Here is a 15,791-nt window from a genome sequence, read left to right as displayed (position 1 = left end):
AACCGGCGCCGGTCAAGCGGCGCGGTCCTTCATGCCGCCATCGGTCAGGCGATACCAGGCGATGATGGCGGAGACGTAGAGCTCGTTCAGCGCGTGCAATGGCAGCGGGGTGATCGAGGTCACCGGGAAAGGCAGGCTCGCTTTGTCGCCGGTCGAGAGATAGAGCGCCATCGCCCGGCCCATCGCCGTCTGCAGGCCGACGCCCCGGCCCATGCAGCCGATATCGACGAGCAGGCCGGGCTCCGGCTCGTGCAGATGCGGCAGGAAATCGCGGGTCAGCGCGACGCGGCCGCACCAGCGATAGTCGAAGCGCAGCCCCTTGGCCTGCGGGTACATCTTGCCGATGACACGCTCCAGATGAGACCAGTCGGCGGCGTCCCGCGGCTCGCGGAATGGGCCGCGCCCGCCCATCAGCAGGCGATTGGTGTGGTCCTTGCGGAAATAGAGCAGGAGCTGGCGGGTGTCGGAGGTGACCTGCCCCTCCGGCAGGATCGTGCCGGCGATATTGTCGGAGAGCGGCTCGGTCGCGACGATGAAGGAGTTCGGCCGGATCACGGTCTGGCGCAGCTTTGGGATCAGGTCGCCGGTATAGCCGTTGGTCGCGATCACCACGCGCGGCGCAGTAACGGTCGCTCCCTGAGCGGTGCGCACGATCCAGTTACCACCGTCGCGAAGAAGGCCGATCACCGGGCTCTGGCCGTGGATCGCGGCGCCTGCTTTCAGCGCGGTACGGGCGAGGCCGCGGGCATAGGCGAGCGGCTGGACGCCGCCGCCGCGCGGGTCGAGCCAGCCGCCGAGATAGCGGTCTGTGCCGATCAGGCGGCTGGCAGCATCGGCGTCGAGGAAGCGCGCGCCGACGCCGCGCATCGCCCATTCGTCGGCCCGGCGCTTCACCGTCTCGACCATGGCCGGCGTATGCGCGCCCTGGATCCAGCCGGCGCGGCGATGCGGCACCTCCATGCCGTGCTTCTCGATCAGCCCGAAGACGAGATCGGCCGTGGAGGCGACGAAGGAGACCAGGGCCGCGCCCGCTTCGGTCCCGTATTTCGCGACGATCTCGCTGGGGTCGTATTTGATGCCGGGGATGACCTGCCCGCCGTTGCGGCCCGACGCGCCCCAGCCCGGTTCGCGCGCTTCCAGCACGACGACGGAGACGCCGGCCTCGGCGAGATGCAGCGCGGTCGAGAGGCCGGCATAGCCGGCGCCGACGATGCAGACATCGGCGCGGGCATCGCTCGCGAGCGGCGGCGTCTCAGCTGCCGCAGGGGCGGTCGCATGCCAGAGCGAAGGCTGCAGCGGAAAGGGCTCGGCCATGTCGGTGTCCTCAGATCGGCTTGAGCACGCGGCGCAAAAAATCCTGCGTACGCGGATTGCGTGGCGCGCTCAGCACTTCGCGGGCAACGCCTTCCTCGACGATGACGCCGCCGTCGAGGAAGAGGACGCGATCGGCGACTTCGCGGGCAAAACCCATCTCGTGGGTGACGACCAGCATGGTCATGCCCTCCTCGGCGAGGCTCTTCATCACGCCGAGCACCTCGCCGACCAGTTCGGGATCGAGCGCCGAGGTCGGCTCGTCGAACAGGATCGCCTTGGGCTGCATGGCGAGCGCCCGGGCGATGGCGACGCGCTGCATCTGGCCGCCCGAAAGCTGGGCCGGATACGCTTCGAACTTGTCGGCGAGACCGACGCGGGCGAGCAGGTCGCGGCCACGCGCCAGCGCTTCGGCGGGCGGCTCCTTCTTCACATGGATCGGCCCTTCGACGACGTTCTCGAGCGCAGTCCGGTGCGGGAACAGGTTGAAGCGCTGGAACACCATCGCCATGGCGGTGCGGATGCCGACGATCGAGCGATCGGCGCGGTCGACCTTGGCGCCATCGACCGTGATCGCGCCGCCATCATAGGATTCGAGCCCGTTGATGCAGCGCAGGATCGTCGACTTGCCCGAGCCGGAGGGACCGATCAGGCAGACGACCTCGCCGCGCTGGACGCTGCCGGTGATGCCCTTCAGCACCTGATGGGAGCCAAAGCTCTTGGTGACGCCGGAGAGCTCGATCATCGCCTGGCTCCCTTGCCGAAGCGGCGTTCGAGCCAGCCGACGAAAGCGATCAAGGGCAGGCTCATCGAGAGATAGAGCAGCGCCACCAGCGTGTAGACCGTCATGTTCTTGAAAGTCGAGGAGGCCAGCAGCGACCCTTGCAAGGTCAGCTCCGCGACGGTGATGGTCGAGGCCTGCGAGGAATCCTTCAGCATCATGATCATGATGTTGCCATAGGGCGGCAGCACGACCTTGACCGCCTGCGGCAGGATCACCCGGCGCATCATCAGGAACCAGCCCATGCCGATCGACTGCGCCGCCTCGACCTGGCCGTGGTCGATCGCCTCGATGCCGGCGCGAAAGTTCTCGGCCTGATAGGCGGAATAGGCGATGCCGAGGCCGAGGATCGCCGCCTGCAGCGCGCTCAGTGCGAGGCCGAACTCCGGGAAGACGAAGTAGATGTAGAAGAGCTGCACCAGGATCGGGACGCCGCGCAGCGTGTTGACGACGAGCTTGGCGACCAGCACCAGCGGCGCCACGCCCGAGACGCGCATCAGCGCCCAGACCAGGCCGAGCACGGTCGAGAGCGCCAGCGAGCCGAGCGTCACGAGGATAGTGAACTTCAGCCCCTGCAGCAGCAGCGGCAGGAACTGGGCGGCATCGCGCAGAAAGGATTGCATCGCAGGTCAGTTTCGACGGGTGATCGCGGAAGCGCCGCCGGCCTCTCCTCGCCGATCAGACGGCGAGGCGAAGCCGGATTGCCACGGGAGCGCTTATTCCAGGCCCCACTTCGCCAGGATCTTGTCGAGCGTGCCGTCCGCCTTGACCTTGGCGAGACCGGCATTGACCTTCTTCAGCAGCTCGCCGTCGCTCTTGCGCACGCCGATGCCGACCGAGCCGGTGATGATCGGCTTGTAGGACTTGACGAGCCGGACGTTCGGAAACTGCCCCTGCTTCAGCGTGTAGGCCATGATCGGTGCGTCGGCGAAAGCAGCCTGGACGCGGCCGGCGTTGACGTCGGCAAGGATGTCCGGCGAGGTCTTGTAGAGCTTCACCTCGGGGAACAGGCCGGTCTTCTGCAGCGCATCGACATAGGCCGTGCCGATCTGGGCGCCGACCGTGTAGCCCTTCATGTCGGCGAGCTCGACATAGTCCTTCTTGTCCGAAGCCGGGACGAGCAGACCCTCGCCATACGTATAGATCGGGTCGGAGAAGTCGATCACCTCCTTGCGGGCCGGGGTAATGTACATCGCCGCCGAGATCAGATCGATCTTGTTCGCGGTGAGCGAGGCGACCAGCGTCGAGAACTGCATGCCCTCGACCTCGACTTTCAGGTCCGACGCCGCGGCGATCGCCTTGACCAGGTCGACCATCACGCCTTCGATCGTGTTGGTCTTGGTGTCGAGAAAGGTGAACGGCATGCCGGTCGGCGTCGAGCCGACCTTGAGGACGGACTGGGCGGCGGCCGGCGAGACCGCAGCGGCAGCGCCTCCAGCCAACAGGGTCAGGAAGGTCCGGCGTTCCATGGCAATGTCCCCTCATTTGTCCGTACGCCCAGGCAGGCGCCGGCTCATATTTTCATGAGTATGAAGATACGAGCATAGGACGAGCTTGCCGGCAAGCGATTTTCATGCACATGAAATAAGCCGAGAAGGAATTGCGATGAGCCTGCCTGCCGCCGACCTGCCGCATTTGCATGTCGACCGTGAGATCGGGGCGCGGCTGCGCCAGCTCCGGCGTGCGCGCCGGCTTTCGCTGGAAGAGCTCGCGAGCCGCACCGGACTGTCGATCGGCTTCCTCAGCCAGATCGAGCGCGGCCTGTCCTCGCCGACGCTGCGCGTGCTCGCCGCCGTCGCCGACGCGCTCGGCACCGCAATCTCCGAGCTCTTCCCGGCCGATCAGCGGCAGGCCGACCCGACCGCCACCATCGTGCGTCAGCCGGACCGCGGCGAATTGCAGCTCTGGCGCTCCGGCATCCGCAAGCAGTTGCTGACCCCGCAGGCGGAAGGCGCCAAGCTCAACCTCTTCATCGTCGAGATGGAGCCCGGCGCCAGCACCGGCGACGAGCACTACATCCATCACGGCGAGGAAGCCGGTCTCGTGCTGAGCGGCGCCATGCTGCTGAATGTCGAGGACGAGAGCTGGGTCATGCGCGAGGGCGACAGCTTCCGCTTCCTCTCGTCGCGCCCGCATCGCTTCGCCAACCAGCATGATGGCGTCACCCGCGTACTCTGGGTCAACTGCCTGTAGCGGCATCAACCTGCGTCAGACGCATGACGAAGCCCTTTTCAGCTACCCCGCTCTGCGTCTAAGCCAATGCCGCCATGAAGAAAGGCGGCTGGACAACACCGCCTCCCCCGGCGCGATCATTGGCCAGGGGAAACGCAGGGGAGGTCGGCATGGCAGGGCAAGCCGCCAACGGGACCGTCCCGCTCGGCTCTTCGCGAGCCGTCGCGATGCAAGTGCGATTTGATCCAAGTCAAGGAGCCGCGCAGGCACGCGCCGAACGATCACGCTCTTCCTGCCCGACAGACAGCCCGACCGCGCCAGAGGACAAGCAGCCATGACACAAGCGCGACGGCACCAGCACCAGCATCCCGAAGCAGCGCCCGGCGCGACCGGAGGAGGCGCGGTCAACGGCGAGTTCCGGGTGACTTTGCCGGACGGCGCAACCTTGCGCGCCCTGTCGCAAGGCGAGGGGCGGCCGCTGCTGCTGGTCAGCGGACTCGCCGGCAGCACCGCCTTCTGGGACGACAATGCCGCGACGCTCGCCCGCTCCTTCCAGGTGTTGCGTTTCGATCAGCGCGGCATCGGCGCCAGCGAGCGCGGCAGCGCGCCCTGTACCGTCGACCAGCTGGCCAAGGACTGTTTAGCTGTGCTCGACGCCGCCGGCGTCGACCGCGCCACGGTTCTCGGCCATTCGACCGGCGGCTGCATCGGCCTGTCGCTGGCGCGCCAGGCGCCGGACCGCTTCGACGGGCTGATCGTCAGCGGCAGCTGGCTAAAGCAGAACCGCTACATGACCGCCCTGTTCGAAACCCGCCTCGCCATTCTCGACCAGCATCCACGTGCCTATGCGGCGAGCGCGGCGCTGATGACCTATCCGCCGACCTGGCTCGAAGCGCACTGGAGCGTCTACGAGACCGCGGTCGCGTCGGCACCCGACACGCCGGACGCGAAGCAGATCGTGCGCGAACGGATCGGCGCGCTGCGCGCCTTCGACGCTTCGGGCTGGGCCGGAGAAATCGCTGCGCCGACTCTGATCCTCGGCGCGCGCGATGATATGATCGTCCCTGCTTTCCTCCAGGAGGAACTCGCCGCGGCCATGCCCGGAGCCCGCAAGACCCTGCTCGATACAGGCGGGCATTACTTTCCGATCTCGCGTCCCGATGCCTTCACCGCCAATGTCGCCGAGTGGATCGGCGCCCTGTAGCGGCCGCGACGAACTGCCCCGTATCCAAGGAGGCAGGCTGCGCTATCTCAGAAGGCGTCTAAACTGAGGAGAGACGCCTGATGAGACTGATTGCCAGCGCTACCCTGCTCGCCCTCGCCGCGATGGCTGCCTGCCCCGCCTCGGCGCAGGATGTCACAGCCGGCGAACGCTCGTGGAACAAGTGCCGCGCCTGCCACCAGCTCGGCGAGGGCGCCAAGAACCTGGTCGGCCCGCAGCTCAACGGCCTGTTCGGCCGGCACACCGGCTCCGTCGAGGGCTACAGCTATTCGACCGCCAACAAGAACGCCAACATCACCTGGGACGAGGCGGTCTTCGCCGACTACATCAAGGATCCCAGGGCCAAGATCCCCGGCACCAAGATGGTCTTCGCCGGCATCAAGAACGAGAAGGAGATCGCGGATCTCACCGCCTTCCTCAAGCAGTTCGACAAGGACGGCAAAAAGATGTGAGACGAGCAGGGTTGACCCGGCTCGCCAATTCGTGAGGGCAGCCAGCGGATTGCGGCGTCTGCACCGCCTCCACTGAAAAGAATTGCCGGCTACGGAATCTACTGGCGAGTTCAGATGCGAATCACCATATGCTGCCGCTTGGGCAGGATATTAGGTAGGTTGGCCAGAGTGGCGAAGGCGGCAGCCGGCAAGCGAACGGCGGAGCCGAAGGTGCAGATCGGCGCCATACCATACCGGCGCAGGCCGGATGGCATCGCCGAGATCATGCTGGTGACGACGCGCGAGACGCAGCGCTGGATCGTGCCGAAAGGCTGGCCGATCCGCGGGCTGAAGGGACATGAAGCCGCTGCGCGCGAGGCCAGGGAGGAAGCCGGGCTCGTCGGCGAGATCGGCAAGAAGCCCGTCGGACGCTACACCTATTGGAAACGGCGCACCCACGATTTCGTGCTCTGCAAGGTCAGGCTCTATCTGCTCGCGGTGACGGAACAGCTGCCGACCTGGCCCGAGCAGGAACAACGCCGCTGCCAATGGTTCATCCAGGCCGACGCCGCCGACCTCGTCGACGAACCCGTGCTCGGTGCGATCATCCGCGGGCTGAAGCTGGACGAGGCCTGAAGCGGCCCGTCAACGCGCATCGTGGAAGATCAGCCCGGTCGTGTAGCGCTCGCCGGAGCGCACCCGGCTGACGCCATGGCGCAGGTTGACACGATAGGTTCCGCGCGTTCCCTGCACCGGCCGATGCTGCACGGCGAAGATCGCCGCCTCGCCCTGCCGAAGCGGCACGACCTCCGGCCGCGATTGCATGCGCGGGCGCTGCTCGACCACGGTGAATTCGCCGCCAGTGAAGTCCCGGCCCGGCTCAGACAGCAGGATCACCATCTGGAACGGGAAGAACAGGTCGCCATAGAGATCCTGATGCAGGCAGTTGTAGTCGCCGGCGCCGTATTTCAGGAGCAGGGGCGTGGGCCGCTCCTGGCCTCGCGCGTGACAGAGCGCGAGGAAGTCGTCGAGCGCGTCTGGATAGCGCTGGTCGATTCCGAGCGAAGCGTTCCAACGATTGGCGATTGGCGCGAGCCGGGTATAGATCAGCGGCCGCAGCGCCGCGATCGCCTCAGGCAGCGGATGGGCGAAGTACTGATACTCGCCGCGTCCGAAGCCGTGACGGGCCATCACGATGCGGCTGCGGAAATGCTGCGGCTCGGCATAGAGCGCCCGCAGTGCCGCACAGGCGCCGGCATCGAGCATCGGACCAGTCAAGCCGACACCATACTCGTCCAGTTCGCTCTCTATCCCTTGCCAGTCGAGCGCCGCCACGCGCTCTTCGATCGTTTGCACTCTTGCGCTGCCGATCGCTGTGGTCGCCATCGTCCAATCCCTTCGCAAACCCTGGGCGGCGATGAAACGCCCAGCGGCCGGCTGGCGACACCCGGTTTCTGTCTCGCCAGTCGCTGGACGAACCTGCTCGTTGCCGGAAAAAACAACCGCTTGACCTTCCCATGATGGGAAGGTGTAGCCATCTTCCAGCAAGAGAAGGAAGATGATGCGTCATGACGATGCATGCGAAGCATAAAGCACCTGCAAGCGGCCTCAGCGTGATCGATATTCCGGTCGACGGGATGACTTGCGCGTCCTGTGTCGGGCGGGTGGAAAAAGCGATCACGGCCGTTCCCGGCGTGAATGGCGCCGAGGTCAACCTGGCCACAGGCAAGGCGCGCGTGACGCTCGCCGGGGCCGACACCGGCGCGGTGGCCGATGCGATCCGTGGCGCCGGCTATGAACCGCGCGCGACGACGATCATCCTGGCGATCTCCGGCATGACCTGCGCCTCCTGCGTCGGCCGCGTCGAGAAGGCCCTGCGCGCCGTGCCGGGCGTCCTGAGCGCGGACGTCAATCTCGCCACGGAACGGGCGACCATCCGCATCGCCGACGGCGGCATCACGGCGGCACTGGTCGCTGCCGTCGCAGCCGCCGGCTACGAGGCAAAGCCGCTTGATCAGGGCCGCAGCGACGGCGATGACGAGGCCGGCAAGCGCCGCGAGGCCGACCAGAACGCCCTCTTCCGCTCGGTCGTCGTCGCGGCGCTGGCGACCCTGCCGCTGATGATCCTTGAGATGGGGCCGCATCTGAGCGAAGCCTTTCATCACTGGCTCTATGCCCGCATCGACGCCTTCGTGCTGAAGCTGATCGCCTTCGGCCTCACCACCATCGTGCTGTTCGGGCCGGGCCTGCGCTTCTTCCTCAAGGGCTGGCCGGCGCTGCTGCGGGCTGCGCCCGACATGAACGCGCTGGTTATGCTCGGAGCCGGTGCCGCCTATGCCTATTCGGTGGTCGCAACCTTCGCGCCCGGCTGGCTGCCCGATGGCACCGACTACACCTATTTCGAGACAGGCGCAGTGATCGTCACGCTGATCCTACTCGGGCGCTGGTTCGAAGCCCGCGCCAAGGGTCGGACCAGCGAGGCGATCAAGCGGCTGGTGCAATTGCAGGCGCGTTCGGCCCGCGTGCTGCGCGACGGCGTCGAGAGCGAGGTCGCGATCGAACATGTCCGGGTCGGCGATCTCGTGCTGGTGCGACCGGGCGAAAAGATCCCGGTCGACGGCGAAGTCGTCGAGGGCGCGTCCTATGTCGACGAAGCCATGGTCACCGGCGAGCCCGCGCCCGCCCATAAGAGCGTCGGCTCGGCCGTGATCGGCGGCACCATCAACCGCAACGGCGCGCTGCGCTTCCGGGCGGAGAAGGTCGGCGCCGACACCTTGCTGGCCCAGATCCTGCGCATGGTCGAGCAGGCGCAAGGCGCCAAGCTACCGATCCAGGCGTTGGTCGACCGCATCACCAACTGGTTCGTGCCAGCCGTGATCGCCGTCGCGCTCATGACCTTCGCGGCTTGGCTCGCCTTCGGCCCTTCGCCCGCCTTGACCTATGCGCTGGTCAATGCCGTCGCGGTGCTGATCGTCGCCTGCCCCTGCGCCATGGGGCTGGCGACGCCGACCTCGATCATGGTCGGCACCGGCCGCGCCGCCGAGCTCGGCATTCTGTTCCGCCAGGGCGCGGCGCTGCAGGGCCTGAGCGAGGTTTCGACCATCGCATTCGACAAGACGGGCACGCTGACCAAGGGCCGGCCCGAAGTGACCCATTTCGTCGTCGCCGAGGGATTTGCGGAAGACGAGGCCTTGCGCCTCGCCGCCTCCGCCGAGAGCGCCTCCGAGCACCCCTCCGCGGAGGCGATCGTCGCCGAAGCGAAGCGGCGTGGCCTTGCGCTAGCACCAGCCACTGGCTTTGCGGCCGAGCCCGGCCTCGGCATCTCCGCCCGTGTCGAGAGCCGCGAGATACTCGTCGGCTCGCGGAAGCTGATGGCGCAGCACAGCGTCGCGCTCGGCGACCTGGCCGACAGGGCCGCCGCCTTCGCCCGCGACGGCGAGAGCCCGCTCTATATCGCGATCGACGGCAGGCTCGCCGGCCTCGTCGCAGTCGCAGATCAGGTCAAGCCGGGCACGCAGGCCGCAATCGCGGCCCTGAAGGCGCTCGGCCTGCGCATCGTCATGGTGACCGGCGACAACCGCGCCACCGCCGAGGCGATCGCCGCCCGGCTCGGCATCGACGCGGTCGAGGCCGAAGTGCTGCCGACCGACAAGGCGGCGATCGTCGAGCGGCTGCAAAGCGGCAGCAACAAGGTCGCCTTCGTCGGCGACGGCATCAACGATGCGCCCGCCCTCGCCCAGGCCGATATCGGCATCGCCATGGGCGCCGGCACCGACATCGCGATCGAGAGCGCCGACATCGTGCTGATCTCGGGCGATCTCACCCATGTGCCGGAGGCGATCGGCCTGTCCAAGGCGACGATGACCAATATCCGCCAGAATCTCGGCTGGGCCTTCGGCTATAACGTCCTGCTGATCCCGGTCGCGGCCGGCCTGCTCTACCCGCTCTGGGGGGTGCTGATGTCGCCGGTCTTCGCCAGCTTCGCCATGGCCTTCTCCAGCGTCAGCGTTCTGGCCAACGCACTCAGGCTGCGCCGCTTCGCGGCCCGGCAGGACATCACAGCGACAGCGCCGGGAACCCCGGCCACCGCTTTCGGGAGGATAGGATGAATATCGGACAAGCCGCCGAAGCCTCCGGCGTCAGCGCCAAGATGATCCGCTATTACGAGCAGATCGGGCTGATCGAGCCGCCGGCGCGCTCGCAATCTGGCTACCGGGTCTATGCCGAGCCGAACGTCCATACACTGCGCTTTGTGCGCCGTGCCCGCAGCCTCGGCTTCTCGGTCGAGGAGACCGGGGCGCTGCTGGCGCTCTGGCGCGACCGCTCGCGGGCGAGCGCCGATGTGAAGTCACTGGCGCTGAAGCATGTCACCGAACTGGAAGAGAAAGCCGCCGCATTGCAGGCGATGGCGGCGACGCTGCGCCATCTCGCCAGCCATTGCCATGGCGACCAGCGGCCGGAGTGTCCGATCCTCGACACGATCGGCTCGTCGAGCTGAGACGCCGAAAAGCAAAATGCCGGAAGCCTTTCCAGGCCCCCGGCATTCGCCGATACGGGAATAACGCGTGATCGGCTGCGGCGTTCAGCGCCGCATCGCATCGGCGAGGCGCGGCGAGAAGGTGCGGGTCGGACGGCGGACCACGACGACCGAGCGGTTCGGCGTCATCACGGTGGTGCGGTGCGCGGCCTTGCGGATCAGCGGCACGACATCGGCGACAGGCACGCCCATCAGCTGGGCGGCGAGCTCGGCCTGCTGCTCCGGCGAATCGCTCATGCACTGCGCCGCCGTCACCGCCTCCTCGAGAGTCGGCAGTTCGACGCGGGGGCGCAGGACGCGTGGGGGAGGATTCTTGTACTCGGGCATCTCGATAGCTCCTTGGGCGCCTAAAATAGCACTTATTGTGCACTGCACAAGATTGCGCTGCATTATTCTCTGCAATGCAACAATCGCAGAGCGAGCTGGCACGCGGCTTGCGCCTTCGGAATGCCTAAAACCATCAGGACATTGTCGCGCTCAGAGCCGGTTCCGATCGGACTGTTCGAAACGGCCGACCTCGGCTCCGCAAGGAGAGATCCCATGAGCGCAGCGAACGCGACCCTTTCGGCGGTCCAGGCTCGCCGGCGTCGGCCGCCAGCACCGGTACCGGAAGAACATGAATTCGGCAGGCTCGAACTGCTGCTGCGCCTGCGCCGCAATCCGCTGACGATCTGGCGCACGCGCCATTTCCGCGAGCCGATCGTCGCCGGCGAGGGCCTGTTCGGCTATGGCGTCGTCGTCTCCGACCCGGAGGTCGTCCGGCATGTGCTCGTCGAGAACGCGGCGAACTACCGCAAGGACGATCTCCAGCGCATTGTCCTCGCCCCAGGTCTCGGAGAAGGCTTGCTGACGGCCGAGGGCGAGGCGTGGAAGCGGGCAAGGCGGACCCTGGCGCCGCTGTTCACGCCGCGCTCGGTCGCGACGCTGGCGCAGCGCATGGTGGCACCGGCGGAGCGGACAGTCGAGCGCATGGCGCGCCGGCGCGGCGGCCGCATCGTCGACATCTCGGCGGACATGACCCGCGTCACCTACGACATCCTGGCCGAGACGATGTTCTCAAACGCGATCGCCGGCGGCGCCGACGCCTTCGGCAAGGCATTGACCCGCTATTTCGAGACGCAGGGGCGCATCGACCCGCTCGACGTGCTCGGCGCGCCGTCCTGGCTGCCGCGCATCGGCCGTTGGATGGCGCGGCCGGCGATCAGCTTCTTCGAGGCCCAGGTCAAGGCGATCATCGCCGAGCGCCAGGCGCTGCACGCGGGCGGAACTCGGCGGCCGGAGAAGCCGGATCTGCTCGATGCCCTGCTCGCGGCGCGCGATCCCGAGACCGGGACCGGGCTCAGCGACGCCGAGGTCGGCGCCAACATCGTCACTTTCATCGGTGCGGGCCACGAGACCACCGCCAACGCCCTGACCTGGTCGCTCTATCTCATCTCGCTCGCTCCGGACGTGCGCGAGGCGCTCGAGGCCGAGATCGATGCGGCCGGCGACGATCTCGCCGCTGCAGCCCTGTCTGGGAGCCGCCTGGCGCTCACCCGCGCCGTCATCGAAGAGGCGATGCGGCTCTATCCGCCGGTGCCGTCGCTGTTGCGCACGGCGCTGGCCGATGATGCCACGGGCGCATGCTTCATCCCCAAGGGCGCGCTGGTGGTGGTCTCGCCTTATCTCTTGCACCGGCACGAGACACTCTGGCAGGCGCCGGACCGGTTCCGCCCGGAACGCTTCCTGCCGGGAGCCCGCGAGGCCATCTCGCGCTTTGCCTACCTGCCCTTCGGCGCCGGGCCCCGGATCTGCATCGGTCAGCAATTCGCCATGGTCGAAGCGGTGATCGTGCTGGCCGCGCTGCTGCGGCGACTGCGCTTCGACCATGCCGGAGAGGAAACGCCGATGCCGGTCCAGCGCATCACGCTGCGCCCGGACCGGGGCATGCCGATGCGAGTGATGTTGCGACGCCCCGTGCAATGATGCTCGCCGCCGACCGAGGCGAATTAACCACAGCTGCCGGAAAAGCGTTAAAGATGAACTCGGTGTTTTTAAAGATGTCGCGCCAGCGGCGCTCGATGCGGCCGAACAGCCTTCAGGCGAAACTCCGCAAGGCCCTGTCATTCTTGGCTCGACGGGCCGTCGCCTGCACGCGAACAATTTAAAACTTGGCAAAATCGTGACAAACTGCGGCGGCCCTTGCCCAAAAAAGGCCAATATGGAACAGATGCCAGGTGTGGTGCCGTATGGTCCCGCCCGCTTCTGCGAAACTGGCTCTGCCGGCTGCAAGGGCTACCAGATTGTTGGCACCATCCATTTTGGAAGCAACTTTTTACTGGGGTGACGTGATGCATGCCAAGACCATGAAAGCCGGAACCATTCTCGTCGCGGGCGCGCTCGCGCTTGGCGGCTGCACCCAGTCGCAGGAGCGTGTCGCGGCTGGTGGCGCGCTCGGCGCCGGTGCCGGCGCCCTGATCGGCGGCGCGGCCGGCGGCTGGCGCGGCGCTGCGATCGGCGCCCTCATCGGCGGTGTCGCCGGTCTCGTCATCGCCGACGCGATTGAGAGGGAGCGGGCCCGCGAGGCGGCTTACATCGCCGCGCGCTCGGGTGGCTCGAACGTCCAGAGCTTCCGCAATTCGAGCGGCCAGGCGGTCGTCGTGCGCGCCCGCACGGTGCGCACTTATAACAACAGCCAGGGCCAGCGCATCCGCGTGGTCGAGCGCAGCGTGACCCGCGAGGGCAAGGCCGCCGGTACCGACCAGGTCGAGGTCAATCTGGCCACGAACGAAGCCTCCGGCATCTGAGCCGCGGGTTAAACCAGAACCGGTCCTCCCTCGTCCGCGAGGGAGGACCTCATGAGTACCGAACCGAAATGACTGCGAAAGCGCTGACGAGACGGATCCTTTGCCTGACGGTTGCCGGCCTCACGGCGGCATCGCCGGTGAAGGCGACGGCGCAGACGCAGATGATGCAGGGCTTCGACCCCTACAACCCGTTCGGCTCCGCAGCCCAGATCCTGTGGCAGCGCATCCAGCAGCAATGCCCCCAGCTCAAGCTGCCGGTCACCATCGGCATCGCCTCCCGTCCCGTGACGCGCGACGCGTTCACGACCGACCAGGGCAATAATATCATGCAGCAGATCCGGGCTGCATTCTCGAACATCCCCGGCATCACCATGGCGCCCTGGCTCGACCTCGACCCGATCAAGGGCATCGTCGACACCGGCGTGCTCGACAATCCGCTGGCCGGAGACAACAAGGAACAGCTCAGCAAGATCCAGATCGAGGTGCGAGCCTCCGGCTACAAGGTCGGTGCGGCGACGCGCTTCAACCTTTCTGCGCATGGCTGGAACGGCTATGAGAGCTGCTCGCCAAGCCTCGACCCCTTCCCCGTCTCGCAGGATTTCATCGGCGAGGAGTACAGCTCGACCGACGAGCTTTTCAACCGGGTCGCGGCCGGCGTCTGGGCCGCCTCGGTCGATACCTCCAATCCGGTCACGCTCTCGGTGAGGATGCTCAGCGGACTGCCGGTCAGCCCCGGCTGGCAGGAATTCTTCTCCGACAAGCTGCGGCGCGCGCTGAGCAAGCAGAACGCCGAGGAGAAGGAAACCAAGATTCGGGCCGAACGCCATGTTTCGCTCGTCATCGCCCATGATCCGGCCGGCGCCGAGGACAAGCGTTGGGAGGGCATGGTCACCGTCGACCCGCGCCCGCTCGGCTATCGCATCTCCGTCAGCGTCAACCGCCGGAACACCACTCCCGTCTCCGAGGACGGGTTGGTGACGCTCGACGAGCTGCCGACGATGCAGCAATGGGCTGCGCTTGGCCCGGAGACGCAGACTCCGCGGCTCGACCAGACACCGATGCGGATCAATGCCCGCATTGAAGGCGGCCGCGCCCTGCAGCAATATCCTTTCCTGGTCGCGCAGGAATCCTATGTCGAGGTCGACATCCCGACCGGCAGCGTGCGCGGGCCGCACCCGGCCGTCCCCGTCGACGTGCTCGGGCGCAACAACACGCCGATGAAGACGATCCACATCGCCAATCCAAGCCGGCCGAACCTGCGGCGCTACAAGCTTGGCCCCGGCGAGTATACGATCCGCGTCGCCAGCGCCGGCCCGGTCGCGCAGGACTTCCAGCTGCGGGCACGTGCGGTCAACACCAGCGACATGCTGATGCCGGAAGCGCCGGGCCGGTTGCTGCGCCGCTTCCAGGACTGGTACGCCAGCGTCTCTGAGGATCCGCGCACCGGCCAGCGCACCTGCTTTGCCTATACCGCGGCACAGGAAGCCGGGCCGCGCTACTGGCGCGAGCAAGCGCCGTTCATCCTGCTGCAGGCGAGCAGTGCCGGGGTCGGAAACGGCGATCTCCAGCACCTGATCGAGGACAAGCGCTACTACAAGCCCAATACGCCGTTCGAGGCGGTGATCCGGGAAGGCGGCGGCATGGCGCGCCGGCTCAACGCGGCGCCGACCGCGGCGGGCAACTTCATTCGTCCGATGAAGCAGGGCTCGAACGGCCAGCCGATCCTCGATATGGACGCGGTCGCCGGCTACAACCGGGGCACGACGCTCGAGATCAGGGGCACCGCGCCCGACGGCCGGCCGGCGCATGTGATCTATTCGCTGCAGGGCTATCGGGCCGCCGTCAACGCCATGTCGCTCGAATGCGGCCGGCGCGACCTCGCCAACGCCCTGGTCTGGAAGTAACCGGCCTGTCGATGCGCTCAGGCCAGTGCCAGCGCCACCCGCGCAGGTCCCGTATCATCGGCAAGCTCGAAGCGAACCAGGCCGCGACGGACCCCGGCAGCCGCGTCGAGCACGGCCGGAAGCGAACGGGCCGAGCGTTCGAGGACGCCGAGCATGGCGGGCACGAGTCGCGGATCGCTCCAGACCTCCTCGACGCGGCGGCTGAATGGCGCCAGGAAAGGCTCCATCCCACTCCAGGCGAGGATGATTTCGCGCGGGCGGGCCACCGCAGCCTCGAGCCCCGACAGGATCCGCTCGATGATCGGCGCCCAGACGCCATCGTCATAGCGTCCCACCGGCAGCAGGACGATCAGCCGGCCGGCACCCTGAAGCGCCTCCTGGGCCTGCGAGGCAACCTGGGCGGAATCGCGGAACAGCCGCGGCAGCAGGCGCGGCGCGATAAAGCTCGCTTCGATCTCGTGCGTCTCCGCCCCGGCAGCCTCGGACAAGGCCAGCCGGCGCAGCGCAACGTCCTCGCCGGCAATCGCCTGAGCCAGCGCGGCCGGCAAAGCAGCCGGCAGGGCGGCGAAGCAAACCGTTTCTGCGCTCATTGCATTCTGCTCCATTCGAGCCGCCACCATGCCGCAGCCCATGTCCCAGGCAGGCAG

At 67.2% G+C, this 15,791-nt stretch carries 16 protein-coding genes; 9 read left to right on the top strand and 7 right to left on the bottom strand.

Going from position 1 to position 15,791, the window contains the following annotated elements; translation table 11 throughout:
• Window positions 1-12 precede the first annotated feature (12 nt).
• The 4 genes from ACFPOB_RS16660 to ACFPOB_RS16645 form a co-directional block, all read right to left on the bottom strand.
• The gene (locus ACFPOB_RS16660; RefSeq protein ID WP_377799532.1) at window positions 13-1,314 is read right to left on the bottom strand and encodes an NAD(P)/FAD-dependent oxidoreductase; all 1,302 of its coding nucleotides are present in this window, start codon (window positions 1,312-1,314) and stop codon (window positions 13-15) included.
• 10 nt (window positions 1,315-1,324) lie between these two features.
• Window positions 1,325-2,056 (bottom strand): amino acid ABC transporter ATP-binding protein, encoded by a 732-nt coding sequence (locus tag ACFPOB_RS16655; RefSeq protein WP_377799531.1) that lies wholly within the window; start codon window positions 2,054-2,056, stop codon window positions 1,325-1,327.
• Window positions 2,053-2,715 (bottom strand): amino acid ABC transporter permease, encoded by a 663-nt coding sequence (locus ACFPOB_RS16650; RefSeq protein WP_377799530.1) that lies wholly within the window; start codon window positions 2,713-2,715, stop codon window positions 2,053-2,055. The genes ACFPOB_RS16655 and ACFPOB_RS16650 overlap by 4 nt, the downstream gene beginning before the upstream one ends.
• Window positions 2,716-2,808: 93 nt before the next feature.
• On the bottom strand, window positions 2,809-3,561 hold the full coding sequence (locus ACFPOB_RS16645; RefSeq protein ID WP_377799529.1) for a substrate-binding periplasmic protein: 753 nt from the start codon (window positions 3,559-3,561) through the stop codon (window positions 2,809-2,811).
• 136 nt (window positions 3,562-3,697) lie between these two features.
• Between ACFPOB_RS16645 and ACFPOB_RS16640 the strand changes: the two genes are divergently transcribed.
• The 4 genes from ACFPOB_RS16640 to ACFPOB_RS16625 all read left to right on the top strand — a co-directional run bounded on the left by ACFPOB_RS16640 (window position 3,698) and on the right by ACFPOB_RS16625 (window position 6,553).
• Entirely contained in the window at window positions 3,698-4,285 is a 588-nt protein-coding gene (locus tag ACFPOB_RS16640) for a helix-turn-helix domain-containing protein (protein WP_377799528.1), read from the top strand.
• Window positions 4,286-4,598: 313 nt separating this feature from the next.
• The gene (locus ACFPOB_RS16635) at window positions 4,599-5,468 is read left to right on the top strand and encodes an alpha/beta fold hydrolase (protein WP_377799527.1); all 870 of its coding nucleotides are present in this window, start codon (window positions 4,599-4,601) and stop codon (window positions 5,466-5,468) included.
• A gap of 80 nt (window positions 5,469-5,548) precedes the next feature.
• Complete coding sequence (locus ACFPOB_RS16630; RefSeq protein ID WP_377799526.1) at window positions 5,549-5,938, top strand: c-type cytochrome; 390 nt, start codon at window positions 5,549-5,551, stop codon at window positions 5,936-5,938.
• A gap of 168 nt (window positions 5,939-6,106) precedes the next feature.
• Window positions 6,107-6,553: an NUDIX hydrolase gene (locus ACFPOB_RS16625; RefSeq protein WP_377799525.1), complete on the top strand. Its 447-nt coding sequence runs from the start codon at window positions 6,107-6,109 to the stop codon at window positions 6,551-6,553.
• 9 nt (window positions 6,554-6,562) lie between these two features.
• Here ACFPOB_RS16625 and ACFPOB_RS16620 read toward each other — a convergent pair whose 3' ends face one another.
• On the bottom strand, window positions 6,563-7,303 hold the full coding sequence (locus ACFPOB_RS16620) for a 2OG-Fe(II) oxygenase (RefSeq protein ID WP_377799524.1): 741 nt from the start codon (window positions 7,301-7,303) through the stop codon (window positions 6,563-6,565).
• A 182-nt stretch (window positions 7,304-7,485) separates the two neighbouring features.
• Between ACFPOB_RS16620 and ACFPOB_RS16615 the strand changes: the two genes are divergently transcribed.
• Entirely contained in the window at window positions 7,486-10,026 is a 2,541-nt protein-coding gene (locus ACFPOB_RS16615; RefSeq protein WP_377799523.1) for a heavy metal translocating P-type ATPase, read from the top strand.
• A complete protein-coding gene (cueR, locus tag ACFPOB_RS16610; RefSeq protein WP_377799522.1) occupies window positions 10,023-10,415 on the top strand; it encodes a Cu(I)-responsive transcriptional regulator in 393 nt (130 codons plus the stop codon). The genes ACFPOB_RS16615 and cueR overlap by 4 nt, the downstream gene beginning before the upstream one ends.
• An 84-nt stretch (window positions 10,416-10,499) precedes the next feature.
• Here the strand turns inward: cueR and ACFPOB_RS16605 are convergent, their stop codons facing one another.
• Window positions 10,500-10,781 carry a hypothetical protein gene (locus ACFPOB_RS16605; protein ID WP_377799521.1) on the bottom strand — a complete coding sequence of 94 codons (282 nt, stop codon included), beginning with the start codon at window positions 10,779-10,781 and terminating at the stop codon, window positions 10,500-10,502.
• Window positions 10,782-10,994: 213 nt separating this feature from the next.
• On the opposite strand from ACFPOB_RS16605, the gene ACFPOB_RS16600 reads away from it, so the two are divergent.
• The 3 genes from ACFPOB_RS16600 to ACFPOB_RS16590 all read left to right on the top strand — a co-directional run bounded on the left by ACFPOB_RS16600 (window position 10,995) and on the right by ACFPOB_RS16590 (window position 15,144).
• Window positions 10,995-12,419 (top strand): cytochrome P450, encoded by a 1,425-nt coding sequence (locus ACFPOB_RS16600; protein ID WP_377799520.1) that lies wholly within the window; start codon window positions 10,995-10,997, stop codon window positions 12,417-12,419.
• Window positions 12,420-12,784: 365 nt separating this feature from the next.
• Window positions 12,785-13,240 carry a glycine zipper domain-containing protein gene (locus ACFPOB_RS16595; RefSeq protein ID WP_377799519.1) on the top strand — a complete coding sequence of 152 codons (456 nt, stop codon included), beginning with the start codon at window positions 12,785-12,787 and terminating at the stop codon, window positions 13,238-13,240.
• Between the two features lie 68 nt (window positions 13,241-13,308).
• Complete coding sequence (locus tag ACFPOB_RS16590) at window positions 13,309-15,144, top strand: hypothetical protein (protein ID WP_377799518.1); 1,836 nt, start codon at window positions 13,309-13,311, stop codon at window positions 15,142-15,144.
• 17 nt (window positions 15,145-15,161) lie between these two features.
• On the opposite strand, the gene ACFPOB_RS16585 is transcribed toward ACFPOB_RS16590, so the two are convergent.
• Window positions 15,162-15,734 carry a hypothetical protein gene (locus ACFPOB_RS16585; RefSeq protein ID WP_377799517.1) on the bottom strand — a complete coding sequence of 191 codons (573 nt, stop codon included), beginning with the start codon at window positions 15,732-15,734 and terminating at the stop codon, window positions 15,162-15,164.
• Window positions 15,735-15,791: the final 57 nt, after the last annotated feature.

Origin of the sequence: Allobosea eneae (genome assembly GCF_042657265.1) — a bacterium.
GTDB classification, from domain to species: Bacteria; Pseudomonadota; Alphaproteobacteria; order Rhizobiales; family Beijerinckiaceae; genus Allobosea; species Allobosea eneae.
Note: the sequence above shows the minus strand (reverse complement) of the source record. Positions and strands in the feature narration are given on the sequence as shown.

Excerpts from the sequence above, each read along its gene's own strand:
- ACFPOB_RS16635 (WP_377799527.1), top strand. The coding sequence starts at position 4,599 with ATGACACAAGCGCGACGGCACCAGCACCAGCATCCCGAAGCAGCGCCC.
- ACFPOB_RS16590 (WP_377799518.1), top strand. The coding sequence starts at position 13,309 with ATGACTGCGAAAGCGCTGACGAGACGGATCCTTTGCCTGACGGTTGCC.
- ACFPOB_RS16595 (WP_377799519.1), top strand. The coding sequence starts at position 12,785 with ATGCATGCCAAGACCATGAAAGCCGGAACCATTCTCGTCGCGGGCGCG.
- ACFPOB_RS16655 (WP_377799531.1), bottom strand. The coding sequence starts at position 2,056 with ATGATCGAGCTCTCCGGCGTCACCAAGAGCTTTGGCTCCCATCAGGTG.
- ACFPOB_RS16585 (WP_377799517.1), bottom strand. The coding sequence starts at position 15,734 with ATGAGCGCAGAAACGGTTTGCTTCGCCGCCCTGCCGGCTGCTTTGCCG.
- ACFPOB_RS16660 (WP_377799532.1), bottom strand. The coding sequence starts at position 1,314 with ATGGCCGAGCCCTTTCCGCTGCAGCCTTCGCTCTGGCATGCGACCGCC.
- ACFPOB_RS16620 (WP_377799524.1), bottom strand. The coding sequence starts at position 7,303 with ATGGCGACCACAGCGATCGGCAGCGCAAGAGTGCAAACGATCGAAGAG.
- ACFPOB_RS16630 (WP_377799526.1), top strand. The coding sequence starts at position 5,549 with ATGAGACTGATTGCCAGCGCTACCCTGCTCGCCCTCGCCGCGATGGCT.
- ACFPOB_RS16615 (WP_377799523.1), top strand. The coding sequence starts at position 7,486 with ATGACGATGCATGCGAAGCATAAAGCACCTGCAAGCGGCCTCAGCGTG.
- ACFPOB_RS16640 (WP_377799528.1), top strand. The coding sequence starts at position 3,698 with ATGAGCCTGCCTGCCGCCGACCTGCCGCATTTGCATGTCGACCGTGAG.
- ACFPOB_RS16650 (WP_377799530.1), bottom strand. The coding sequence starts at position 2,715 with ATGCAATCCTTTCTGCGCGATGCCGCCCAGTTCCTGCCGCTGCTGCTG.
- ACFPOB_RS16600 (WP_377799520.1), top strand. The coding sequence starts at position 10,995 with ATGAGCGCAGCGAACGCGACCCTTTCGGCGGTCCAGGCTCGCCGGCGT.
- ACFPOB_RS16605 (WP_377799521.1), bottom strand. The coding sequence starts at position 10,781 with ATGCCCGAGTACAAGAATCCTCCCCCACGCGTCCTGCGCCCCCGCGTC.
- ACFPOB_RS16645 (WP_377799529.1), bottom strand. The coding sequence starts at position 3,561 with ATGGAACGCCGGACCTTCCTGACCCTGTTGGCTGGAGGCGCTGCCGCT.
- cueR (WP_377799522.1), top strand. The coding sequence starts at position 10,023 with ATGAATATCGGACAAGCCGCCGAAGCCTCCGGCGTCAGCGCCAAGATG.